Genomic DNA, 22,584 nt, shown 5'->3' on the forward strand with positions numbered 1-22,584 from the left:
GTAGTGATTCTTTTTAACGGTTAAGTTAGAAAGGGCGCACGGTGGATGCCTTGGCACTAGGAGCCGATGAAGGACGGGACGAACACCGATATGCTTCGGGGAGCTGTAAGCAAGCTTTGATCCGGAGATTTCCGAATGGGGAAACCCACCACTCGTAATGGAGTGGTATCCATATCTGAATACATAGGATATGAGAAGGCAGACCCGGGGAACTGAAACATCTAAGTACCCGGAGGAAGAGAAAGCAAATGCGATTCCCTGAGTAGCGGCGAGCGAAACGGGACCAGCCCAAACCAAGAGGCTTGCCTCTTGGGGTTGTAGGACACTCTGTACGGAGTTACAAAGGAACGAGGTAGATGAAGAGGTCTGGAAAGGCCCGCCATAGGAGGTAACAGCCCTGTAGTCAAAACTTCGTTCTCTCCTGAGTGGATCCTGAGTACGGCGGAACACGTGAAATTCCGTCGGAATCCGGGAGGACCATCTCCCAAGGCTAAATACTCCCTAGTGACCGATAGTGAACCAGTACCGTGAGGGAAAGGTGAAAAGCACCCCGGAAGGGGAGTGAAAGAGATCCTGAAACCGTGTGCCTACAAGTAGTCAGAGCCCGTTAACGGGTGATGGCGTGCCTTTTGTAGAATGAACCGGCGAGTTACGATCCCGTGCAAGGTTAAGCAGAAGATGCGGAGCCGCAGCGAAAGCGAGTCTGAATAGGGCGAATTGAGTACGTGGTCGTAGACCCGAAACCAGGTGATCTACCCATGTCCAGGGTGAAGTTCAGGTAACACTGAATGGAGGCCCGAACCCACGCACGTTGAAAAGTGCGGGGATGAGGTGTGGGTAGGGGTGAAATGCCAATCGAACCTGGAGATAGCTGGTTCTCTCCGAAATAGCTTTAGGGCTAGCCTCAAGGTAAGAGTCTCGGAGGTAGAGCACTGATTGGACTAGGGGCCCCTACCGGGTTACCGAATTCAGTCAAACTCCGAATGCCGATGACTTATCCTTGGGAGTCAGACTGCGAGTGATAAGATCCGTAGTCGAAAGGGAAACAGCCCAGACCGCCAGCTAAGGTCCCAAAGTATACGTTAAGTGGAAAAGGATGTGGAGTTGCTTAGACAACCAGGATGTTGGCTTAGAAGCAGCCACCATTTAAAGAGTGCGTAATAGCTCACTGGTCGAGTGACTCTGCGCCGAAAATGTACCGGGGCTAAACGTATCACCGAAGCTGCGGACTGTTCTTCGAACAGTGGTAGGAGAGCGTTCTAAGGGCTGTGAAGCAAGACCGGAAGGACTTGTGGAGCGCTTAGAAGTGAGAATGCCGGTATGAGTAGCGAAAGAGGGGTGAGAATCCCCTCCACCGAATGCCTAAGGTTTCCTGAGGAAGGCTCGTCCGCTCAGGGTTAGTCGGGACCTAAGCCGAGGCCGAAAGGCGTAGGCGATGGATAACAGGTTGATATTCCTGTACCACCTCCTCACCATTTGAGCAATGGGGGGACGCAGGAGGATAGGGTAAGCGCGGTATTGGATATCCGCGTCCAAGCAGTTAGGCTGGGAAATAGGCAAATCCGTTTCCCGTGAAGGCTGAGCTGTGATGGCGAGCGAATTATAGTAGCGAAGTTCCTGATTCCACACTGCCAAGAAAAGCCTCTAGCGAGGTGAGAGGTGCCCGTACCGCAAACCGACACAGGTAGGCGAGGAGAGAATCCTAAGGTGATCGAGAGAACTCTCGTTAAGGAACTCGGCAAAATGACCCCGTAACTTCGGGAGAAGGGGTGCTCTGTTAGGGTGCAAGCCCGAGAGAGCCGCAGTGAATAGGCCCAGGCGACTGTTTAGCAAAAACACAGGTCTCTGCGAAGCCGTAAGGCGAAGTATAGGGGCTGACGCCTGCCCGGTGCTGGAAGGTTAAGAGGAGCGCTTAGCGTAAGCGAAGGTGCGAATTGAAGCCCCAGTAAACGGCGGCCGTAACTATAACGGTCCTAAGGTAGCGAAATTCCTTGTCGGGTAAGTTCCGACCCGCACGAAAGGCGCAACGATCTGGGCACTGTCTCAACGAGAGACTCGGTGAAATTATAGTACCTGTGAAGATGCAGGTTACCCGCGACAGGACGGAAAGACCCCGTGGAGCTTTACTGCAGCCTGATATTGAATGTTGGTACAGCTTGTACAGGATAGGTAGGAGCCTTGGAAACCGGAGCGCCAGCTTCGGTGGAGGCATCGGTGGGATACTACCCTGGCTGTATTGACCTTCTAACCCGCCGCCCTTATCGGGCGGGGAGACAGTGTCAGGTGGGCAGTTTGACTGGGGCGGTCGCCTCCTAAAAGGTAACGGAGGCGCCCAAAGGTTCCCTCAGAATGGTTGGAAATCATTCGCAGAGTGTAAAGGCACAAGGGAGCTTGACTGCGAGACCTACAAGTCGAGCAGGGACGAAAGTCGGGCTTAGTGATCCGGTGGTTCCGCATGGAAGGGCCATCGCTCAACGGATAAAAGCTACCCCGGGGATAACAGGCTTATCTCCCCCAAGAGTCCACATCGACGGGGAGGTTTGGCACCTCGATGTCGGCTCATCGCATCCTGGGGCTGTAGTCGGTCCCAAGGGTTGGGCTGTTCGCCCATTAAAGCGGTACGCGAGCTGGGTTCAGAACGTCGTGAGACAGTTCGGTCCCTATCCGTCGCGGGCGCAGGAAATTTGAGAGGAGCTGTCCTTAGTACGAGAGGACCGGGATGGACGCACCGCTGGTGTACCAGTTGTTCTGCCAAGGGCATCGCTGGGTAGCTATGTGCGGACGGGATAAGTGCTGAAAGCATCTAAGCATGAAGCCCCCCTCAAGATGAGATTTCCCATTCCGCAAGGAAGTAAGATCCCTGAAAGATGATCAGGTTGATAGGTCTGAGGTGGAAGTGTGGCGACACATGGAGCTGACAGATACTAATCGATCGAGGACTTAACCAATTTGAATGTATGCTTACTGTTATCTAGTTTTGAGAGAACACTCTCAATGGTTTGGTGGCGATAGCGAAGAGGTCACACCCGTTCCCATGCCGAACACGGAAGTTAAGCTCTTCAGCGCCGATGGTAGTCGGGGGTTTCCCCCTGTGAGAGTAGGACGCCGCCAAGCCATTACACGTAAGTGTAATATATGGAGGATTAGCTCAGCTGGGAGAGCATCTGCCTTACAAGCAGAGGGTCGGCGGTTCGAGCCCGTCATCCTCCACCATATTTGCCGGCCTAGCTCAATTGGTAGAGCAACTGACTTGTAATCAGTAGGTTGGGGGTTCAAGTCCTCTGGCCGGCACCATTTTTGGACAAGATAATAACATAAGTCTTTTAAAAAGAGCCATTAGCTCAGTTGGTAGAGCATCTGACTTTTAATCAGAGGGTCGAAGGTTCGAGTCCTTCATGGCTCACCATGTTACGCGGGTGTGGCGGAATTGGCAGACGCGCTAGACTTAGGATCTAGTGTCTTATGACGTGGGGGTTCAAGTCCCTTCACCCGCATTATACAGGATAGATATCCTGTATGCGGAAGTAGTTCAGTGGTAGAACACCACCTTGCCAAGGTGGGGGTCGCGGGTTCGAATCCCGTCTTCCGCTCCAACTATACCATCCACGCCGGGGTGGTGGAATTGGCAGACACACAGGACTTAAAATCCTGCGGTAGGTGACTACCGTGCCGGTTCAAGTCCGGCCCTCGGCATTCATTATTATGCGCCCGTAGCTCAATTGGATAGAGCGTTTGACTACGGATCAAAAGGTTAGGGGTTCGACTCCTCTCGGGCGCGCCATAATATTTTTGAAATCGGGAAGTAGCTCAGCTTGGTAGAGCACATGGTTTGGGACCATGGGGTCGCAGGTTCGAATCCTGTCTTCCCGACCACTTCGGGGCCTTAGCTCAGCTGGGAGAGCGCCTGCTTTGCACGCAGGAGGTCAGCGGTTCGATCCCGCTAGGCTCCACCATTTATAAAAAACATGTTGACTTTAAGAGAAACTTATTATATACTTAAAAAGTTGCTTGAGAAAGTGAACAAAAATGATCTTTGAAAACTAAACAAGACAAAACGTACCTGTTAATTCAAAGTTTTAAATAAATCGCACAGCGATGTGCGTAGTCAGTCAAACTACTTTATCGGAGAGTTTGATCCTGGCTCAGGACGAACGCTGGCGGCGTGCCTAATACATGCAAGTCGAGCGGACAGATGGGAGCTTGCTCCCTGATGTTAGCGGCGGACGGGTGAGTAACACGTGGGTAACCTGCCTGTAAGACTGGGATAACTCCGGGAAACCGGGGCTAATACCGGATGGTTGTTTGAACCGCATGGTTCAGACATAAAAGGTGGCTTCGGCTACCACTTACAGATGGACCCGCGGCGCATTAGCTAGTTGGTGAGGTAACGGCTCACCAAGGCAACGATGCGTAGCCGACCTGAGAGGGTGATCGGCCACACTGGGACTGAGACACGGCCCAGACTCCTACGGGAGGCAGCAGTAGGGAATCTTCCGCAATGGACGAAAGTCTGACGGAGCAACGCCGCGTGAGTGATGAAGGTTTTCGGATCGTAAAGCTCTGTTGTTAGGGAAGAACAAGTGCCGTTCAAATAGGGCGGCACCTTGACGGTACCTAACCAGAAAGCCACGGCTAACTACGTGCCAGCAGCCGCGGTAATACGTAGGTGGCAAGCGTTGTCCGGAATTATTGGGCGTAAAGGGCTCGCAGGCGGTTTCTTAAGTCTGATGTGAAAGCCCCCGGCTCAACCGGGGAGGGTCATTGGAAACTGGGGAACTTGAGTGCAGAAGAGGAGAGTGGAATTCCACGTGTAGCGGTGAAATGCGTAGAGATGTGGAGGAACACCAGTGGCGAAGGCGACTCTCTGGTCTGTAACTGACGCTGAGGAGCGAAAGCGTGGGGAGCGAACAGGATTAGATACCCTGGTAGTCCACGCCGTAAACGATGAGTGCTAAGTGTTAGGGGGTTTCCGCCCCTTAGTGCTGCAGCTAACGCATTAAGCACTCCGCCTGGGGAGTACGGTCGCAAGACTGAAACTCAAAGGAATTGACGGGGGCCCGCACAAGCGGTGGAGCATGTGGTTTAATTCGAAGCAACGCGAAGAACCTTACCAGGTCTTGACATCCTCTGACAATCCTAGAGATAGGACGTCCCCTTCGGGGGCAGAGTGACAGGTGGTGCATGGTTGTCGTCAGCTCGTGTCGTGAGATGTTGGGTTAAGTCCCGCAACGAGCGCAACCCTTGATCTTAGTTGCCAGCATTCAGTTGGGCACTCTAAGGTGACTGCCGGTGACAAACCGGAGGAAGGTGGGGATGACGTCAAATCATCATGCCCCTTATGACCTGGGCTACACACGTGCTACAATGGACAGAACAAAGGGCAGCGAAACCGCGAGGTTAAGCCAATCCCACAAATCTGTTCTCAGTTCGGATCGCAGTCTGCAACTCGACTGCGTGAAGCTGGAATCGCTAGTAATCGCGGATCAGCATGCCGCGGTGAATACGTTCCCGGGCCTTGTACACACCGCCCGTCACACCACGAGAGTTTGTAACACCCGAAGTCGGTGAGGTAACCTTTTAGGAGCCAGCCGCCGAAGGTGGGACAGATGATTGGGGTGAAGTCGTAACAAGGTAGCCGTATCGGAAGGTGCGGCTGGATCACCTCCTTTCTAAGGATTTTAACGGAATATAAGACCTTGGGTCTTATAAACAGAACGTTCCCTGTCTTGTTTAGTTTTGAAGGATCATTCGATTCTTCGAGATGTTGTTCTTTGAAAACTAGATAACAGAAGTAATTCACATTCAATTAGTAATGCAAGATATCACGTAGTGATTCTTTTTAACGGTTAAGTTAGAAAGGGCGCACGGTGGATGCCTTGGCACTAGGAGCCGATGAAGGACGGGACGAACACCGATATGCTTCGGGGAGCTGTAAGCAAGCTTTGATCCGGAGATTTCCGAATGGGGAAACCCACCACTCGTAATGGAGTGGTATCCATATCTGAATACATAGGATATGAGAAGGCAGACCCGGGGAACTGAAACATCTAAGTACCCGGAGGAAGAGAAAGCAAATGCGATTCCCTGAGTAGCGGCGAGCGAAACGGGACCAGCCCAAACCAAGAGGCTTGCCTCTTGGGGTTGTAGGACACTCTGTACGGAGTTACAAAGGAACGAGGTAGATGAAGAGGTCTGGAAAGGCCCGCCATAGGAGGTAACAGCCCTGTAGTCAAAACTTCGTTCTCTCCTGAGTGGATCCTGAGTACGGCGGAACACGTGAAATTCCGTCGGAATCCGGGAGGACCATCTCCCAAGGCTAAATACTCCCTAGTGACCGATAGTGAACCAGTACCGTGAGGGAAAGGTGAAAAGCACCCCGGAAGGGGAGTGAAAGAGATCCTGAAACCGTGTGCCTACAAGTAGTCAGAGCCCGTTAACGGGTGATGGCGTGCCTTTTGTAGAATGAACCGGCGAGTTACGATCCCGTGCAAGGTTAAGCAGAAGATGCGGAGCCGCAGCGAAAGCGAGTCTGAATAGGGCGAATTGAGTACGTGGTCGTAGACCCGAAACCAGGTGATCTACCCATGTCCAGGGTGAAGTTCAGGTAACACTGAATGGAGGCCCGAACCCACGCACGTTGAAAAGTGCGGGGATGAGGTGTGGGTAGGGGTGAAATGCCAATCGAACCTGGAGATAGCTGGTTCTCTCCGAAATAGCTTTAGGGCTAGCCTCAAGGTAAGAGTCTCGGAGGTAGAGCACTGATTGGACTAGGGGCCCCTACCGGGTTACCGAATTCAGTCAAACTCCGAATGCCGATGACTTATCCTTGGGAGTCAGACTGCGAGTGATAAGATCCGTAGTCGAAAGGGAAACAGCCCAGACCGCCAGCTAAGGTCCCAAAGTATACGTTAAGTGGAAAAGGATGTGGAGTTGCTTAGACAACCAGGATGTTGGCTTAGAAGCAGCCACCATTTAAAGAGTGCGTAATAGCTCACTGGTCGAGTGACTCTGCGCCGAAAATGTACCGGGGCTAAACGTATCACCGAAGCTGCGGACTGTTCTTCGAACAGTGGTAGGAGAGCGTTCTAAGGGCTGTGAAGCAAGACCGGAAGGACTTGTGGAGCGCTTAGAAGTGAGAATGCCGGTATGAGTAGCGAAAGAGGGGTGAGAATCCCCTCCACCGAATGCCTAAGGTTTCCTGAGGAAGGCTCGTCCGCTCAGGGTTAGTCGGGACCTAAGCCGAGGCCGAAAGGCGTAGGCGATGGATAACAGGTTGATATTCCTGTACCACCTCCTCACCATTTGAGCAATGGGGGGACGCAGGAGGATAGGGTAAGCGCGGTATTGGATATCCGCGTCCAAGCAGTTAGGCTGGGAAATAGGCAAATCCGTTTCCCGTGAAGGCTGAGCTGTGATGGCGAGCGAATTATAGTAGCGAAGTTCCTGATTCCACACTGCCAAGAAAAGCCTCTAGCGAGGTGAGAGGTGCCCGTACCGCAAACCGACACAGGTAGGCGAGGAGAGAATCCTAAGGTGATCGAGAGAACTCTCGTTAAGGAACTCGGCAAAATGACCCCGTAACTTCGGGAGAAGGGGTGCTCTGTTAGGGTGCAAGCCCGAGAGAGCCGCAGTGAATAGGCCCAGGCGACTGTTTAGCAAAAACACAGGTCTCTGCGAAGCCGTAAGGCGAAGTATAGGGGCTGACGCCTGCCCGGTGCTGGAAGGTTAAGAGGAGCGCTTAGCGTAAGCGAAGGTGCGAATTGAAGCCCCAGTAAACGGCGGCCGTAACTATAACGGTCCTAAGGTAGCGAAATTCCTTGTCGGGTAAGTTCCGACCCGCACGAAAGGCGCAACGATCTGGGCACTGTCTCAACGAGAGACTCGGTGAAATTATAGTACCTGTGAAGATGCAGGTTACCCGCGACAGGACGGAAAGACCCCGTGGAGCTTTACTGCAGCCTGATATTGAATGTTGGTACAGCTTGTACAGGATAGGTAGGAGCCTTGGAAACCGGAGCGCCAGCTTCGGTGGAGGCATCGGTGGGATACTACCCTGGCTGTATTGACCTTCTAACCCGCCGCCCTTATCGGGCGGGGAGACAGTGTCAGGTGGGCAGTTTGACTGGGGCGGTCGCCTCCTAAAAGGTAACGGAGGCGCCCAAAGGTTCCCTCAGAATGGTTGGAAATCATTCGCAGAGTGTAAAGGCACAAGGGAGCTTGACTGCGAGACCTACAAGTCGAGCAGGGACGAAAGTCGGGCTTAGTGATCCGGTGGTTCCGCATGGAAGGGCCATCGCTCAACGGATAAAAGCTACCCCGGGGATAACAGGCTTATCTCCCCCAAGAGTCCACATCGACGGGGAGGTTTGGCACCTCGATGTCGGCTCATCGCATCCTGGGGCTGTAGTCGGTCCCAAGGGTTGGGCTGTTCGCCCATTAAAGCGGTACGCGAGCTGGGTTCAGAACGTCGTGAGACAGTTCGGTCCCTATCCGTCGCGGGCGCAGGAAATTTGAGAGGAGCTGTCCTTAGTACGAGAGGACCGGGATGGACGCACCGCTGGTGTACCAGTTGTTCTGCCAAGGGCATCGCTGGGTAGCTATGTGCGGACGGGATAAGTGCTGAAAGCATCTAAGCATGAAGCCCCCCTCAAGATGAGATTTCCCATTCCGCAAGGAAGTAAGATCCCTGAAAGATGATCAGGTTGATAGGTCTGAGGTGGAAGTGTGGCGACACATGGAGCTGACAGATACTAATCGATCGAGGACTTAACCAATTTGAATGTATGCTTACTGTTATCTAGTTTTGAGAGAACACTCTCAATGGTTTGGTGGCGATAGCGAAGAGGTCACACCCGTTCCCATGCCGAACACGGAAGTTAAGCTCTTCAGCGCCGATGGTAGTCGGGGGTTTCCCCCTGTGAGAGTAGGACGCCGCCAAGCTATCATTACGGTAAAGGCAGCTCATCATGAGCTGCCTTTTTTGTGTTTTTTTGCATACGTTATATAATATGAGAAACGTAACGATATGCCTTTTTGCAAAAGCAGGTTTTATGCTTGTGCAAAGTGGAAATAATAGAGATAGAGCGATACAGTTGAAAAATTTTGCGAAACACCTTATAGTAAGATTAAAGTCAAATATAGTCAAAGTCAATAAAGGAGGGGGTTGAGTGGGACATAATATTTCTGACATCATTGAACAGTACTTGAAACAAGTATTAGATCAAAATGGCAAAGAAATTTTAGAGATCAAACGCAGTGAAATCGCTGATAAATTTCAATGTGTTCCTTCCCAAATAAATTATGTCATCAACACCAGATTTACAAGTGAAAGAGGATATATTGTTGAAAGTAAACGGGGAGGCGGCGGTTATATTCGTATTATCAAAATTAAAATGAATAACGAAGTCGTCCTCATCAATAATATTATTTCGCAGATTCATACCCACTTGTCCCAGGCAGCCTCTGATGACATTATTCTCAGACTGTTAGAGGACGGAGTTATTTCGGAAAGAGAAGCTAAAATGATGGTGAGTGTAATGGATCGTTCAGTTCTATATATTGATTTGCCCGAACGGGATGAGCTAAGAGCCAGAATGATGAAAGCAATGCTCACATCTTTAAAACTAAAGTAAGCGGGTGAAAAGATTGATTTGTCAAGAATGCAATGAGAGACCGGCCACTTTTCACTTTACGAAAGTTGTTAATGGAGAAAAACAAGAAGTTCATATTTGTGAACAATGTGCAAAAGAAAATAGCGATTCATACAGTATAAGTGGAAACCAAGGGTTCTCGATTCATAATTTATTATCAGGGCTGCTGAATATGGAGTCTTCATTTCAAAACACCGGTTCTCAAATGTTCGGCTATTCAGAGCAAGGGACAGCTTGTAAGAAATGCGGTATGACGTTTCAGCAGCTGAGAAAAACAGGGCGTTTCGGCTGTGCGGAATGTTACGATACGTTCTACAGCCAAATTACGCCGATCTTGCGAAAAGTTCACAGCGGGAATACGGTGCATGCCGGGAAAATTCCAAAACGAATAGGCGGAAACCTGCATGTAAGACGGCAAATGGAAATGTTAAAAAAAGAACTTGAATCTTTAATACACCACGAAGAGTTTGAAAGAGCAGCGGAGGTCAGGGATCAGATCCGATCGTTAGAGCAAAAATTAAAAAGTAAAGACAGTGAGGGGGAACAAGGGTAATGTCGCTCAAGCATTTTATTCAGGACGCACTAAGCAATTGGATGAAGCAAAAGGGACCTGAAAGTGACATTGTACTCAGCAGCCGTATACGGTTGGCCCGAAACTTTGAAAATATAAAGTTTCCCGCCCGGTATACGAATGAAGAAGCCTCATCCATCATTCAGCAATTCGAAGATCATTTTTCAGGAAAAGAACTGCCTGATATCGGTCAATTTCATTTAATCAGAATGAGTGAAGCTCAGCCTTTGGAAAAACGGGTTCTGATGGAGAAACATCTGATCAGCCCGAATTTAACTGAATCCCCTTTTGGCGGCTGTCTGCTTTCTGAAAATGAAGAAGTCAGCATTATGTTAAATGAAGAAGATCATATCAGAATTCAATGCCTCTTCCCCGGCTTCCAGCTTCTCAACGCCATAAAAGCGGCAAACCAGGTTGATGACTGGATTGAGGAGAAAGTGGATTACGCCTTTGGAGAGAAGAGAGGTTACTTAACAAGCTGTCCTACAAATGTAGGGACGGGACTAAGGGCTTCAGTCATGATGCATTTGCCGGGCCTTGTATTAACTAGGCAAATGAATCGAATTATACCGGCAATTAACCAATTAGGCTTAGTTGTTAGAGGAATTTACGGTGAAGGCAGCGAAGCATTAGGAAATATCTTTCAAATTTCAAATCAAATCACACTCGGAAAATCAGAACAGGACATTGTAGATGATTTAAACAGTGTGGCTGCCCAGCTGATTGAGCAGGAACGTTCAGCCCGAGAAGCGCTTTACCAAACCTCGAAAATTGAATTGGAGGACCGGGTATTCAGATCTTACGGTGTTTTATCCAACTGCCGTATGATTGAATCAAAGGAAACGGCGAAATGCCTTTCTGACGTTCGGCTGGGGATAGACCTTGGAATCATCAAAGGGCTATCAAGCAATATACTTAATGAACTGATGATTTTGACACAGCCGGGTTTTCTCCAGCAATATTCGGGCGGTGCATTACGGCCGAACGAAAGAGACGCGAGAAGAGCGGCTCTTATCAGGGAAAGGCTGCATTTAGAAATGAGTGCAAATAGACAGGAGGATGATTCGATATGATGTTTGGAAGGTTTACAGAGCGAGCTCAAAAGGTATTGGCACTGGCACAGGAAGAAGCACTGCGCTTAGGCCATAACAATATTGGAACTGAACATATCTTATTAGGTCTGGTTCGTGAAGGAGAAGGGATTGCAGCTAAAGCACTCCAAGCACTCGGACTCGGTTCGGATAAAATTCAGAAAGAAGTGGAGAGCTTAATCGGACGGGGACAGGAAATGTCTCAAACGATTCATTATACGCCAAGAGCAAAAAAAGTCATTGAGCTCAGCATGGATGAAGCCAGAAAGCTAGGACATTCTTATGTGGGAACAGAACACATACTTCTCGGACTGATTCGTGAAGGAGAAGGCGTGGCCGCGAGAGTTCTGAATAATCTCGGTGTCAGCTTGAATAAGGCGAGACAGCAAGTGCTGCAGCTTCTGGGAAGCAATGAGACGGGATCTTCTGCATCCGGTACGAACAGCAATGCAAACACGCCGACGCTGGACAGTCTGGCGCGTGATTTAACTGCGATTGCGAAGGAAGACAGTCTTGATCCGGTTATCGGCCGAAGCAAAGAAATTCAGCGTGTTATTGAGGTATTAAGCCGCAGAACGAAAAATAATCCCGTTCTTATCGGAGAACCGGGTGTCGGTAAAACTGCGATTGCTGAAGGCCTCGCACAGCAGATCATCAATAATGAAGTGCCGGAAATTTTACGTGATAAACGCGTAATGACATTAGACATGGGTACGGTTGTAGCCGGTACGAAATACCGCGGAGAATTTGAAGACCGCTTGAAAAAAGTAATGGATGAAATACGTCAGGCCGGCAATATTATTTTATTCATTGACGAACTGCATACACTGATCGGAGCGGGGGGAGCAGAAGGTGCGATTGACGCATCGAATATCTTAAAACCTTCACTGGCCCGCGGAGAGCTTCAATGCATCGGTGCGACAACGCTTGATGAATACCGTAAATATATCGAAAAAGACGCGGCTCTGGAGCGCCGTTTCCAGCCGATTCAGGTGGATCAGCCGTCAGCCGATGAAAGCATTCAAATTTTAAAAGGGCTCCGTGACCGCTATGAAGCGCATCACCGCGTATCCATTACCGATGAAGCGATTGAAGCGGCGGTAAAATTGTCCGACCGTTATATTTCTGACCGCTTCCTTCCGGATAAAGCGATCGATTTAATTGATGAAGCCGGTTCAAAAGTGCGTCTCCGTTCTTTCACAACGCCTCCGAACTTAAAAGAGCTGGAGCAGAAACTCGATGAAGTTCGCAAGGAAAAAGACGCTGCTGTTCAGAGCCAGGAGTTTGAAAAAGCGGCTTCCCTTCGTGATACGGAGCAGCGCCTGAGAGAACAGGTGGAAGACACGAAAAAAACGTGGAAAGAAAAACAAGGTCAGGAGAACTCCGAAGTTTCTGTAGAGGATATCGCGATGGTTGTATCCAGCTGGACCGGGGTGCCCGTATCTAAAATTGCCCAAACGGAGACAGATAAGCTTCTCAATATGGAAAGCATTCTGCACTCCCGCGTCATCGGCCAGGATGAAGCTGTTGTAGCCGTTGCAAAGGCTGTCAGACGTGCAAGAGCCGGTCTGAAGGACCCGAAACGCCCGATTGGTTCATTCATCTTCTTAGGCCCTACAGGCGTTGGGAAGACAGAGCTGGCAAGAGCGCTGGCGGAATCCATTTTCGGTGATGAGGAAGCGATGATCAGAGTGGATATGTCCGAATACATGGAGAAACACTCGACTTCACGTCTTGTCGGTTCTCCTCCGGGATATGTCGGCTATGATGAAGGCGGCCAGCTGACAGAAAAAGTGAGAAGAAAACCTTACTCTGTCGTATTGCTTGATGAAATTGAAAAAGCGCACCCTGATGTGTTTAACATTCTCCTGCAAGTGCTTGAAGACGGACGATTGACTGATTCAAAAGGACGCACTGTGGATTTCCGCAACACGATCCTGATTATGACGTCAAACGTCGGAGCGAGCGAGCTGAAACGCAACAAATATGTGGGCTTCAATGTGCAGGATGAATCACAAAACCATAAAGACATGAAAGACAAAGTCATGGGAGAGCTGAAGCGTGCGTTCAGACCTGAGTTTATCAACCGGATTGACGAAATTATCGTCTTCCACTCCCTTGAGAAAAAACATCTTACAGACATCGTGTCGCTTATGTCTGATCAGTTAACAAAACGTCTGAAAGAACAAGATCTCTCTATCGAGCTGACGGATGCTGCAAAAGCAAAAGTGGCAGAAGAGGGCGTCGATTTGGAATACGGCGCACGTCCGTTAAGAAGAGCGATTCAAAAGCATGTGGAGGACCGGTTATCAGAAGAACTCCTCAGAGGCAATATTGATAAAGGCCAGCACATTGTTCTTGATGTTGAGGACGGCGAATTTGTCGTAAAAACAACTGCTAAAACGAACTAATATAGTGACAAACATGAGGCATACGTAAGCGAGTGTATGCCTCACTTTGTTATATAGAGAAATATTCGATAAGGAAGAGGTCTTACAACATATATGGCTAAATCAAAAACAAAATTCATCTGCCACTCATGCGGTTATGAATCCGCAAAATGGATGGGAAAGTGCCCGGGCTGCGGGGCTTGGAATACAATGGTGGAAGAAACCATAAAAAAAGCGCCGGCGAATCGGCGGGCGGCTTTCTCCCACTCCGTTCAAACCGTCCAGAAACCATCACCCATTACATCAATTGAAACATCGGAAGAACCCCGCGTTCACACAAAGCTCGAAGAATTCAACAGAGTGCTTGGCGGCGGCGTTGTGAAGGGCTCGTTAGTATTAATCGGCGGCGATCCCGGCATCGGAAAATCAACGCTCCTTCTCCAAGTATCCGCACAATTAGCAGATACGGCCGGCAGCGTGCTTTACATTTCAGGGGAAGAATCCGTGAAGCAAACGAAGCTGCGTGCCGACAGACTTGGAATCAACAGCCAAATGTTACATGTTTTATCTGAAACCGATATGGAGTATATTTCGTCTGCTATACAAGAGATGAAACCCGCATTTGTTGTCGTAGACTCCATTCAGACCGTGTACCAAAGTGATATCACCTCAGCTCCCGGCAGTGTATCACAAGTAAGAGAGTGTACGGCCGAATTGATGAAAATAGCGAAAACAAACGGCATACCTATTTTTATCGTCGGGCACGTCACAAAAGAAGGATCGATCGCAGGGCCGAGATTGCTTGAGCACATGGTCGATACCGTTCTATACTTTGAAGGAGAGCGGCACCATACATTCCGTATTTTGCGGGCCGTAAAAAACCGTTTCGGCTCCACAAATGAAATGGGCATCTTTGAAATGCGGGAAGAGGGGCTTACGGAGGTGCTGAACCCTTCTGAAATATTCTTGGAAGAGCGTTCTGCCGGGGCATCAGGTTCGAGTATCGTTGCGTCAATGGAAGGAACGAGACCGATCCTGGTTGAAATTCAGGCGCTCATATCACCGACCAGTTTTGGAAACCCGCGCCGCATGGCTACAGGCATTGACCACAACAGGGTGTCGTTAATTATGGCTGTGCTTGAGAAGCGGGTGGGTCTTTTGCTTCAAAATCAAGATGCGTATTTAAAGGTCGCCGGCGGGGTCAAACTGGATGAACCGGCGATTGATTTGGCAGTAGCCGTCAGCATTGCCTCAAGCTTCAGAGATACACCGCCGAATCCCGCAGATTGCTTTATCGGTGAAGTGGGTCTGACAGGAGAAGTCCGCAGGGTGTCAAGAATCGAACAGCGCGTAAAAGAAGCGGCAAAACTCGGCTTCAAGCGCATGATCATACCTGTGGCGAATGCAGACGGGTGGACAATACCAAAAGGGATTGAGGTTGTCGGAGTAGCAAATGTTGCAGAAGCGCTTCGTACTTCATTAGGAGGATCATAATAGATGGAAAAAGAGAAAAAAGGGGCGAAACAAGAGCTTGACCTGTCTGCAATTCTGCAGTTCGTTGCACCGGGCACCCCGCTCAGAGCCGGGATAGAGAATGTACTTCGGGCAAATACAGGCGGCCTGATTGTTGTCGGATACAATGATAAGGTAAAGCAAGTCGTGGATGGCGGTTTTCATATTAATACATCATTTGCGCCCGCTCACTTATACGAGCTGGCCAAAATGGACGGTGCCATTATTTTAAGTGATTCCGGCCAGAAAATTCTTTATGCGAATACGCAGCTTATGCCGGAAGCGACCATTTCTTCTTCAGAAACGGGAATGAGGCACCGTACGGCGGAACGGGTGGCGAAGCAGACCGGCTGTCTCGTCATCGCCATTTCTGAGCGCAGAAATGTCATTACGTTATATCAGGACAGCATGAAGTACACACTAAAGGACATAGGATTTATTTTAACAAAGGCAAATCAGGCCATTCAAACGCTTGAGAAGTATAAAACCATTTTAGACAAAACGATTACGGCTTTAAACGCATTAGAGTTTGAGGAGCTTGTGACATTCAGTGACGTGCTGTCCGTCATGCATCGATATGAAATGGTGCTCCGAATAAAAAATGAAATCAATATGTATATTAAAGAACTCGGAACGGAAGGCCACTTAATCCGTCTGCAGGTGATTGAACTGATTACGGACATGGAAGAAGAGGCGGCACTTTTCATTAAAGACTATGTCAAAGAAAAAATCAAAGATCCGTTCGTGCTGTTAAAAGAGCTTCAGGATATGTCCAGCTATGACCTGCTTGATGATTCCATTCTGTTTAAGCTGCTTGGATATCCGGCTTCTACCAATATTGATGATTATGTGCTCCCGAGAGGATACAGGCTGCTGAACAAAATTCCGCGTCTGCCGATGCCGATTGTTGAAAATGTGGTTGAGGCGTTCGGATTTTTGCCAAGCATAACGGAAGCCACTGTAGAAGAGCTTGATGATGTTGAGGGTATCGGCGAAGTGCGCGCCAAAAAAATCAAAAAAGGCTTAAAACGCCTTCAGGAAAAACACTATATAGATAGACAGCTTTAAGAATCGCTTAAACCTGTCGGAATCCGGGTATATTATTGTTAGTTTTTGTTTATTCTGAATTTGTAGGCTCTGACAGTCTGCTGAAAAAATGCTACTTAAAAGGAGGTGGAGGTATGTTAAAACGAATAGTTCAGGCGTTCTTCATTATTGTGGGCGGCGTTGTCGGTATCTTTTTAATACCTGAATTGTTTGTACTGTCAAATATACAGGACATACCTTTAATAACAAACGCATATACGTCTGCTGCAATTGGTGCTATTATCTTTTTTCTCATCAGTATATGGACGACAGAATATGTGATTAATTGGGTAAAATGGATTGAAGATTCTTTGCTGAGGGCTCCGGTGCCGGATCTGTTATTCGGGAGTCTCGGATTGGTTTTTGGACTTATCATCGCATATCTCATTGTAAACGTGATTCCGCTGGACAATATTCCGTACCGTATATTCAGCACCATCATTCCGGTCTTTCTGGCTTTCTTTCTCGGTTACCTGGGCTTCCAAGTCGGATTTAAGAAAAAGGATGAACTGATCAGTCTTTTCTCCATTTCTGCAAGAATGCAGAAGAAAAAGGGAAGTGCTGATGAGGAGCAGGAGGAACAGGATAAAAGGCTGAAAATCTTGGATACAAGTGTTATTATTGATGGGAGAATTGCAGATATTTGTCAGACGGGCTTTTTAGAAGGCGTCATTGTCATTCCTCAATTTGTGCTGGAGGAATTACAGCATATCGCTGATTCTTCAGATGTTTTAAAACGTAACAGAGGACGCCGCGGACTGGATATCTTGAACCGCATTCAAAAGGAACTGGATATTACGGTTGAAATTTATGAAGGCGACTTCGAGGACATTCAGGAGGTTGACAGCAAGCTTGTCAAACTTGCGAAGCTGACATCCGGCGTCGTTGTGACGAATGATTTTAATTTAAATAAAGTATGTGAGCTTCAGAAGGTTGCGGTACTGAATATTAATGACCTTGCAAACGCGGTGAAGCCGGTTGTGCTTCCGGGCGAAGAGATGAATGTGCAGGTGATTAAGGACGGGAAAGAGCATAATCAAGGTGTGGCTTACTTGGATGACGGGACGATGATTGTTGTGGAAGAAGGCCGCAATTATATAGGTAAACATATTGATGTGCTCGTAACCAGCGTACTGCAGACAGCGGCGGGACGAATGATTTTTGCCAAGCCCAAGCTGCTTGAGAAAGCTCTTTAAGAGGGAGTTCATATGGAGTATGTTGTCGTTATTCCGGCTGCCGGACAAGGAAAACGGATGAAGGCCGGGAAAAATAAGCTGTTCATCAGCTTAAAAGGTGCGCCTGTTATTATACACACACTGCGGGTTTTTGAAAGCCACGCACCCTGTCAGAAAATAATCCTGGTGATAAACGAGAGTGAACGGGAAGATTTTCGCCAGCTGCTGGCCCAATTTCCGATTCAGACGGAAATTGAGCTTGTTACCGGAGGTGCGGAGCGTCAGCACAGTGTATACGAAGGACTGAAAATGATTGATAAGGAATCGGTCGTCCTTGTTCATGACGGAGCGCGCCCGTTTGTCACACATCAGCATATCGATAAGCTCGTTGAAACAGCAGAGGAGGCGGGAGCGGCTGTCCTGGCTGTTCCTGTGAAAGACACGATAAAACGGGCGGAAGGCTCCCGGGTTGCGGAGACCTTTGATCGTTCAAGCTTGTGGGCCGTTCAAACGCCGCAAGCTTTTCGTCTTTCTTTATTGAAGACGGCGCATATGGAAGCGGAAAACAAAGGCTTCTTAGGGACGGATGACGCCAGCCTCGTCGAGCGTCTTGATGGATATCAGGTGAGTATCGTTGAAGGCAGCTATACCAATATTAAGCTGACAACGCCGGATGACCTGATATTTGCGGAAGCAATCATGAAAGCGGAAAGTGGGAATCATAATGTTTAGAATCGGACAAGGATTTGATGTGCATCAATTAACGGAAGGCCGTCCTCTCATCATCGGCGGAATTGAAATTCCTTATGAAAAGGGGCTGCTCGGACATTCAGATGCTGATGTATTGCTGCATACAGTCGCAGACGCGTGTCTCGGAGCGGCAGGTGAAGGAGATATCGGCAAGCATTTCCCGGATACTGATCCGGAATTCAAGGATGCGGATTCTTTTAAGCTTCTTCAGCATGTCTGGAACATTGTTAAAGAAAAAGGATACGTACTCGGAAATATAGACTGCACGATTATTGCGCAAAAGCCGAAAATGGCGCCGCATATTGATGCTATGAGAAAACGGATAGCGGAAGGCCTTGAGGCGGACGTCTCTCAAGTAAACGTAAAAGCGACGACGACAGAAAAGCTCGGGTTTACCGGAAGAGCCGAAGGAATTGCCGCTCAGGCGACCGTTCTGATCCAAAAAGCCTGATCATTGTTTTGATGCCCGGTCTATTTGGTGGTAGAATAGATACATATATTCGGCTAGAGGCTACAGACGAGATGAAAGGAAGTATTTGAACATGGGAAATGAAGTACGCGTTCGTTATGCACCGAGTCCGACCGGACATTTGCATATCGGTAACGCCAGAACAGCGCTTTTTAACTATTTATTTGCCCGCAGCCAAGGCGGAAAGTTTATTATCCGGATTGAGGATACGGACAAAAAGCGAAATATTGAAGGCGGAGAGCAAAGCCAGCTCAACTATTTGAAATGGCTCGGCATGGACTGGGATGAAAGTGTGGATATCGGCGGAGAATACGGCCCGTACCGCCAGTCTGAGCGTAACGACATTTACAAAAAGTACTATGAAGAGCTTCTTGAAAAAGGGCTTGCTTATAAATGTTTCTGTACGGAAGAAGAACTTGAGAAAGAGCGTGAAGAGCAAATCGCCCGCGGGGAAATGCCGCGCTATTCCGGCAAACACAGAAACCTGACTCAGGAAGAGCAGGAGCAGTTTTTAGCCGAAGGCAGACAGCCGAGCATCCGTTTCCGCGTGCCGGAAGGGAAAATCATCGCATTTAACGATATCGTAAAAGGCGAGATTTCTTTTGAATCAGACGGCATCGGCGACTTTGTCATCGTCAAAAAAGACGGAACACCGACGTATAACTTTGCCGTCGCGATTGACGATTACTTAATGAAAATGACGCACGTGCTCCGCGGTGAGGATCACATTTCAAATACACCGAAACAGATCATGATTTTCCAGGCATTCGGCTGGGATGTTCCTGTCTTCGGACATATGACGCTTATCGTAAACGAAAGCCGCAAAAAATTAAGTAAACGTGATGAATCAATTATCCAGTTTATTGAGCAGTATGATGAGCTGGGTTACCTGCCTGAAGCGCTGTTTAACTTTATCGGACTTCTCGGCTGGTCTCCCGTCGGTGAAGAAGAGCTTTTCACAAGAGAACAATTCATTGACATTTTTGATGTAAATCGTTTGTCTAAGTCACCGGCTCTGTTTGATATGCATAAACTGAAATGGGTCAACAACCAATACGTCAAAGCGCTGGATCTTGATCAAGTGGTTGAGCTGACCCTGCCGCACCTGCAAAAAGCAGGAAAAGTCGGCACTGAGCTTTCTGCCGAGGAGCAGGAATGGGTTCGTAAATTAATCTCTCTTTACCATGAGCAATTGAGCTACGGCGCTGAAATTGTCGAGCTGACTGATTTGTTCTTTAAAGATGAGATCGAGTATAATCAAGAGGCAAAAGCCGTTCTGGAAGAGGAACAGGTGCCTGAAGTGCTCAGCGTATTTGCTGCGAAGCTTGAAGAGCTTGAAGAATTTACGCCTGAGCTGATCAAAGCCTCAATCAAAGCTGTTCAGAAAGAAACAGGCCATAAAGGCAAAAAGCTGTTCATGCCGATTCGTGTAGCGGTTACCGGTCAGACACACGGTCCGGAGCTTCCGCAGGCCATTGAGCTGATCGGCAGAGAAACAGCCGTCAGACGCCTGAAAAGTATTTAAATATACGATTGTTGACAGGGAAGAGTATAAAACAATGACCATTACAGAAAGAATCTTCATCGGCTGAGAGAGATTCATGCGTCATGTTTTAGAAGTGCGCCCTTAAGACCTTTGAAGAACATTTCTGCGGAAATCAGTATTTAAAGGCGGCTGCCGCCGTTACCGGCTTTTAAGTTGGGAAAACAGTGACTTGTTTTTCAAACAGAGTGGAACCGCGCGGTAAAAGCGTCTCTGTCATGTTTACATGCAGAGGCGCTTTTTTTATAGGCGGAAAAACAGACTGGAGCGGGGAGAGAATGGGGGGAAGCATGTGTTTTTTAAAATGCTAAAAGAAGACATAGATACAGTGTTCGATCAAGATCCGGCAGCAAGAAGCTATTTCGAAGTTGTTTTAACTTATTCTGGTTTACATGCTATATGGGCGCATCGGATTGCACATGCTTTATATAAACGGAGATTTTTCTTCCTGGCGCGCCTGATATCACAGATTGCCCGTTTCTTTACCGGAATTGAAATCCATCCCGGCGCGACCATCGGGAGAAGGTTTTTCATTGACCACGGTATGGGGGTCGTCATAGGGGAAACATGTGAAATCGGCAATAACGTGACGGTATTCCAAGGTGTCACTCTCGGGGGAACGGGAAAAGAAAAGGGGAAGCGGCATCCGACCATAAAAGATGATGCTTTAATTGCAACCGGAGCGAAGGTGCTCGGCTCTATTACGGTCGGGCAGGGTTCTAAAGTAGGGGCCGGCTCCGTTGTGCTTCGTGATGTTCCCGACTTTTCGACCGTTGTCGGCATACCGGGGAAAGTCGTCATTCAGAACGGAAGAAAAATCAAACGCGATCTCAATCACCAAGACTTGCCCGATCCGGTTGCTGACCGGTTTAGAGCATTGGAGCAGCAGATTTTTGAACTGCAGGCTGAACTGGAAGATAAAAAAGAAAGGATCAACCAAAAATGACCATTACACTTTATAATACATTGACACGGAAAAAGGAAACATTCGTTCCTCTTGAGGAAGGAAAAGTAAAAATGTACGTGTGCGGACCGACTGTATACAACTATATTCATATCGGAAACGCCCGTCCGGCGATTGTGTATGATACCGTACGCAACTATTTGGAGTATAAAGGATACGATGTTCAATACGTATCGAATTTCACCGATGTTGACGACAAACTGATTAAGGCGGCCAACGAGCTCGGCGAGGACGTCCCGACCGTTTCTGAGCGGTTCATTAAAGCGTATTTTGAAGACGTGGGCGCCCTCGGATGCCGGAAAGCGGATCTTCATCCCCGGGTCATGGAAAACATGGACGCCATTATTGAATTTGTCAGCGAGCTGATTAAAAAAGGCTACGCTTATGAATCAGAAGGCGACGTCTATTTCAAAACAAGGGCCTTCGAAGGCTACGGCAAGCTATCTCAGCAATCAATTGATGAACTCAGATCAGGCGCGCGTATCCGTGTCGGCGAGAAGAAAGAGGATGCGCTGGACTTTGCTCTTTGGAAAGCTGCTAAGGACGGAGAAATTTCATGGGATAGCCCTTGGGGAAAAGGCCGCCCGGGCTGGCATATTGAATGCTCCGCAATGGTGAAAAAGTATTTGGGTGACGAAATCGATATTCATGCCGGCGGTCAGGACCTGACATTCCCGCACCATGAAAACGAAATCGCCCAATCTGAAGCATTAACAGGCAAGACATTCGCAAAATACTGGCTTCACAACGGATATATCAATATCGATAATGAGAAAATGTCAAAATCTCTCGGCAACTTTGTTTTGGTGCACGATATCATTAAGCAATATGACCCGCAGCTTTTGAGATTTTTCATGCTGTCCGTTCATTACCGCCACCCGATCAACTATTCGGAAGAGCTGCTTGAGAAAACAAAAAACGCGTTTAACCGCCTGAAGACGGCCTACAGTAATTTAAACCATCGTTTGATTAGCAGCACGAATCTGACTGACAATGATGAGGAATGGCTCGCTAAAATTGAAGAGCACCGCACTGCGTTTGAAGAAGCAATGGATGATGATTTTAATACGGCGAATGCGATTTCCGTTTGGTTTGATCTGGCGAAGCTCGCCAATTACTACATGCAGGAAGACAATACGGCGGATCACGTCATTAAAGCCTTTATCAGCATGTTTGACAGAATCGGATCTGTTCTCGGACTTACGCTCGGCGAAGAAGAGCTTGTCGACGAAGAGATTGAAGAGTTGATTGAGAAGAGAAATGAAGCCCGCCGCAATCGCGATTTTGCTTTGTCAGACCAGATTCGCGATCAGCTGAAAAGCATGAATATCATTCTTGAAGATACGGCCCAGGGAACTCGCTGGAAGCGGGGAGAGTAAGCGG

At 48.4% G+C, this 22,584-nt stretch carries 12 protein-coding genes, 9 tRNA genes, 5 rRNA genes and 1 other annotated feature; all 26 genes read left to right on the forward strand.

The features are described from left to right. Window positions 1-18: 18 nt before the first annotated feature. The 26 genes from GNE05_RS00495 (at window position 19) to cysS (ending at window position 22,580) form a co-directional block, all read left to right on the forward strand. A 23S ribosomal RNA gene (locus GNE05_RS00495) occupies window positions 19-2,948 on the forward strand. A 50-nt stretch (window positions 2,949-2,998) separates the two neighbouring features. After that, a 5S ribosomal RNA gene (gene rrf / locus GNE05_RS00500) occupies window positions 2,999-3,114 on the forward strand. Between the two features lie 23 nt (window positions 3,115-3,137). Further along, window positions 3,138-3,213 (forward strand) — tRNA-Val (locus GNE05_RS00505). Between the two features lie 5 nt (window positions 3,214-3,218). Then, window positions 3,219-3,294: transfer RNA gene (locus GNE05_RS00510), tRNA-Thr, on the forward strand. A gap of 36 nt (window positions 3,295-3,330) precedes the next feature. Beyond that, a tRNA-Lys gene (locus tag GNE05_RS00515) sits at window positions 3,331-3,406 on the forward strand. 6 nt (window positions 3,407-3,412) lie between these two features. Beyond that, window positions 3,413-3,494: transfer RNA gene (locus tag GNE05_RS00520), tRNA-Leu, on the forward strand. A gap of 24 nt (window positions 3,495-3,518) precedes the next feature. Further along, a tRNA-Gly gene (locus tag GNE05_RS00525) sits at window positions 3,519-3,593 on the forward strand. A gap of 14 nt (window positions 3,594-3,607) precedes the next feature. Then, window positions 3,608-3,693, forward strand: a tRNA-Leu gene (locus tag GNE05_RS00530). Between the two features lie 11 nt (window positions 3,694-3,704). Then, window positions 3,705-3,781: transfer RNA gene (locus tag GNE05_RS00535), tRNA-Arg, on the forward strand. A gap of 15 nt (window positions 3,782-3,796) precedes the next feature. Beyond that, a tRNA-Pro gene (locus GNE05_RS00540) sits at window positions 3,797-3,873 on the forward strand. A gap of 4 nt (window positions 3,874-3,877) precedes the next feature. Then, window positions 3,878-3,953: transfer RNA gene (locus GNE05_RS00545), tRNA-Ala, on the forward strand. Between the two features lie 166 nt (window positions 3,954-4,119). After that, window positions 4,120-5,669, forward strand: a 16S ribosomal RNA gene (locus GNE05_RS00550). 175 nt (window positions 5,670-5,844) lie between these two features. Next, window positions 5,845-8,774: ribosomal RNA gene (locus tag GNE05_RS00555) — 23S ribosomal RNA — on the forward strand. 50 nt (window positions 8,775-8,824) lie between these two features. Continuing rightward, window positions 8,825-8,940 (forward strand): 5S ribosomal RNA (rrf, locus tag GNE05_RS00560). The 16S, 23S and 5S rRNA genes sit together here with 9 tRNA genes alongside, the layout of an rRNA operon. A gap of 227 nt (window positions 8,941-9,167) precedes the next feature. Continuing rightward, window positions 9,168-9,632, forward strand: a complete 465-nt coding sequence (gene ctsR / locus GNE05_RS00565) for a transcriptional regulator CtsR (protein WP_003156396.1) — start codon at window positions 9,168-9,170, stop codon at window positions 9,630-9,632. 13 nt (window positions 9,633-9,645) lie between these two features. Next, on the forward strand, window positions 9,646-10,203 hold the full coding sequence (locus tag GNE05_RS00570) for a protein-arginine kinase activator protein McsA (RefSeq protein WP_007410387.1): 558 nt from the start codon (window positions 9,646-9,648) through the stop codon (window positions 10,201-10,203). After that, window positions 10,203-11,294 carry a protein-arginine kinase McsB gene (locus GNE05_RS00575; RefSeq protein WP_003156398.1) on the forward strand — a complete coding sequence of 364 codons (1,092 nt, stop codon included), beginning with the start codon at window positions 10,203-10,205 and terminating at the stop codon, window positions 11,292-11,294. Before GNE05_RS00570 ends, GNE05_RS00575 begins: the two co-directional genes overlap by 1 nt. Then, a complete protein-coding gene (clpC, locus tag GNE05_RS00580) occupies window positions 11,291-13,723 on the forward strand; it encodes an ATP-dependent protease ATP-binding subunit ClpC (protein ID WP_007410388.1) in 2,433 nt (810 codons plus the stop codon). The genes GNE05_RS00575 and clpC overlap by 4 nt, the downstream gene beginning before the upstream one ends. 93 nt (window positions 13,724-13,816) lie before the next feature. Continuing rightward, window positions 13,817-15,196, forward strand: a complete 1,380-nt coding sequence (radA, locus tag GNE05_RS00585) for a DNA repair protein RadA (protein WP_160182330.1) — start codon at window positions 13,817-13,819, stop codon at window positions 15,194-15,196. A 3-nt stretch (window positions 15,197-15,199) separates the two neighbouring features. Further along, window positions 15,200-16,282, forward strand: a complete 1,083-nt coding sequence (disA, locus tag GNE05_RS00590) for a DNA integrity scanning diadenylate cyclase DisA (protein WP_007615225.1) — start codon at window positions 15,200-15,202, stop codon at window positions 16,280-16,282. A gap of 113 nt (window positions 16,283-16,395) precedes the next feature. After that, on the forward strand, window positions 16,396-17,496 hold the full coding sequence (locus tag GNE05_RS00595) for a PIN/TRAM domain-containing protein (RefSeq protein WP_003156403.1): 1,101 nt from the start codon (window positions 16,396-16,398) through the stop codon (window positions 17,494-17,496). Between the two features lie 12 nt (window positions 17,497-17,508). After that, window positions 17,509-18,207 carry a 2-C-methyl-D-erythritol 4-phosphate cytidylyltransferase gene (gene ispD / locus GNE05_RS00600; RefSeq protein ID WP_011996188.1) on the forward strand — a complete coding sequence of 233 codons (699 nt, stop codon included), beginning with the start codon at window positions 17,509-17,511 and terminating at the stop codon, window positions 18,205-18,207. After that, a complete protein-coding gene (gene ispF, locus GNE05_RS00605) occupies window positions 18,200-18,676 on the forward strand; it encodes a 2-C-methyl-D-erythritol 2,4-cyclodiphosphate synthase (protein ID WP_003156407.1) in 477 nt (158 codons plus the stop codon). Before ispD ends, ispF begins: the two co-directional genes overlap by 8 nt. Window positions 18,677-18,767: 91 nt before the next feature. After that, complete coding sequence (gene gltX, locus GNE05_RS00610) at window positions 18,768-20,219, forward strand: glutamate--tRNA ligase (RefSeq protein ID WP_160182331.1); 1,452 nt, start codon at window positions 18,768-18,770, stop codon at window positions 20,217-20,219. 2 nt (window positions 20,220-20,221) lie between these two features. After that, window positions 20,222-20,455: a binding site (T-box leader), on the forward strand. Between the two features lie 74 nt (window positions 20,456-20,529). Continuing rightward, window positions 20,530-21,183: a serine O-acetyltransferase gene (gene cysE / locus GNE05_RS00615; RefSeq protein WP_003156410.1), complete on the forward strand. Its 654-nt coding sequence runs from the start codon at window positions 20,530-20,532 to the stop codon at window positions 21,181-21,183. Continuing rightward, the gene (cysS, locus tag GNE05_RS00620; protein ID WP_003156411.1) at window positions 21,180-22,580 is read left to right on the forward strand and encodes a cysteine--tRNA ligase; all 1,401 of its coding nucleotides are present in this window, start codon (window positions 21,180-21,182) and stop codon (window positions 22,578-22,580) included. Before cysE ends, cysS begins: the two co-directional genes overlap by 4 nt. Window positions 22,581-22,584: the final 4 nt, after the last annotated feature.

It is taken from the genome of Bacillus sp. AM1(2019) (assembly GCF_009906915.1).
GTDB lineage: Bacteria > Bacillota > Bacilli > Bacillales > Bacillaceae > Bacillus > Bacillus velezensis.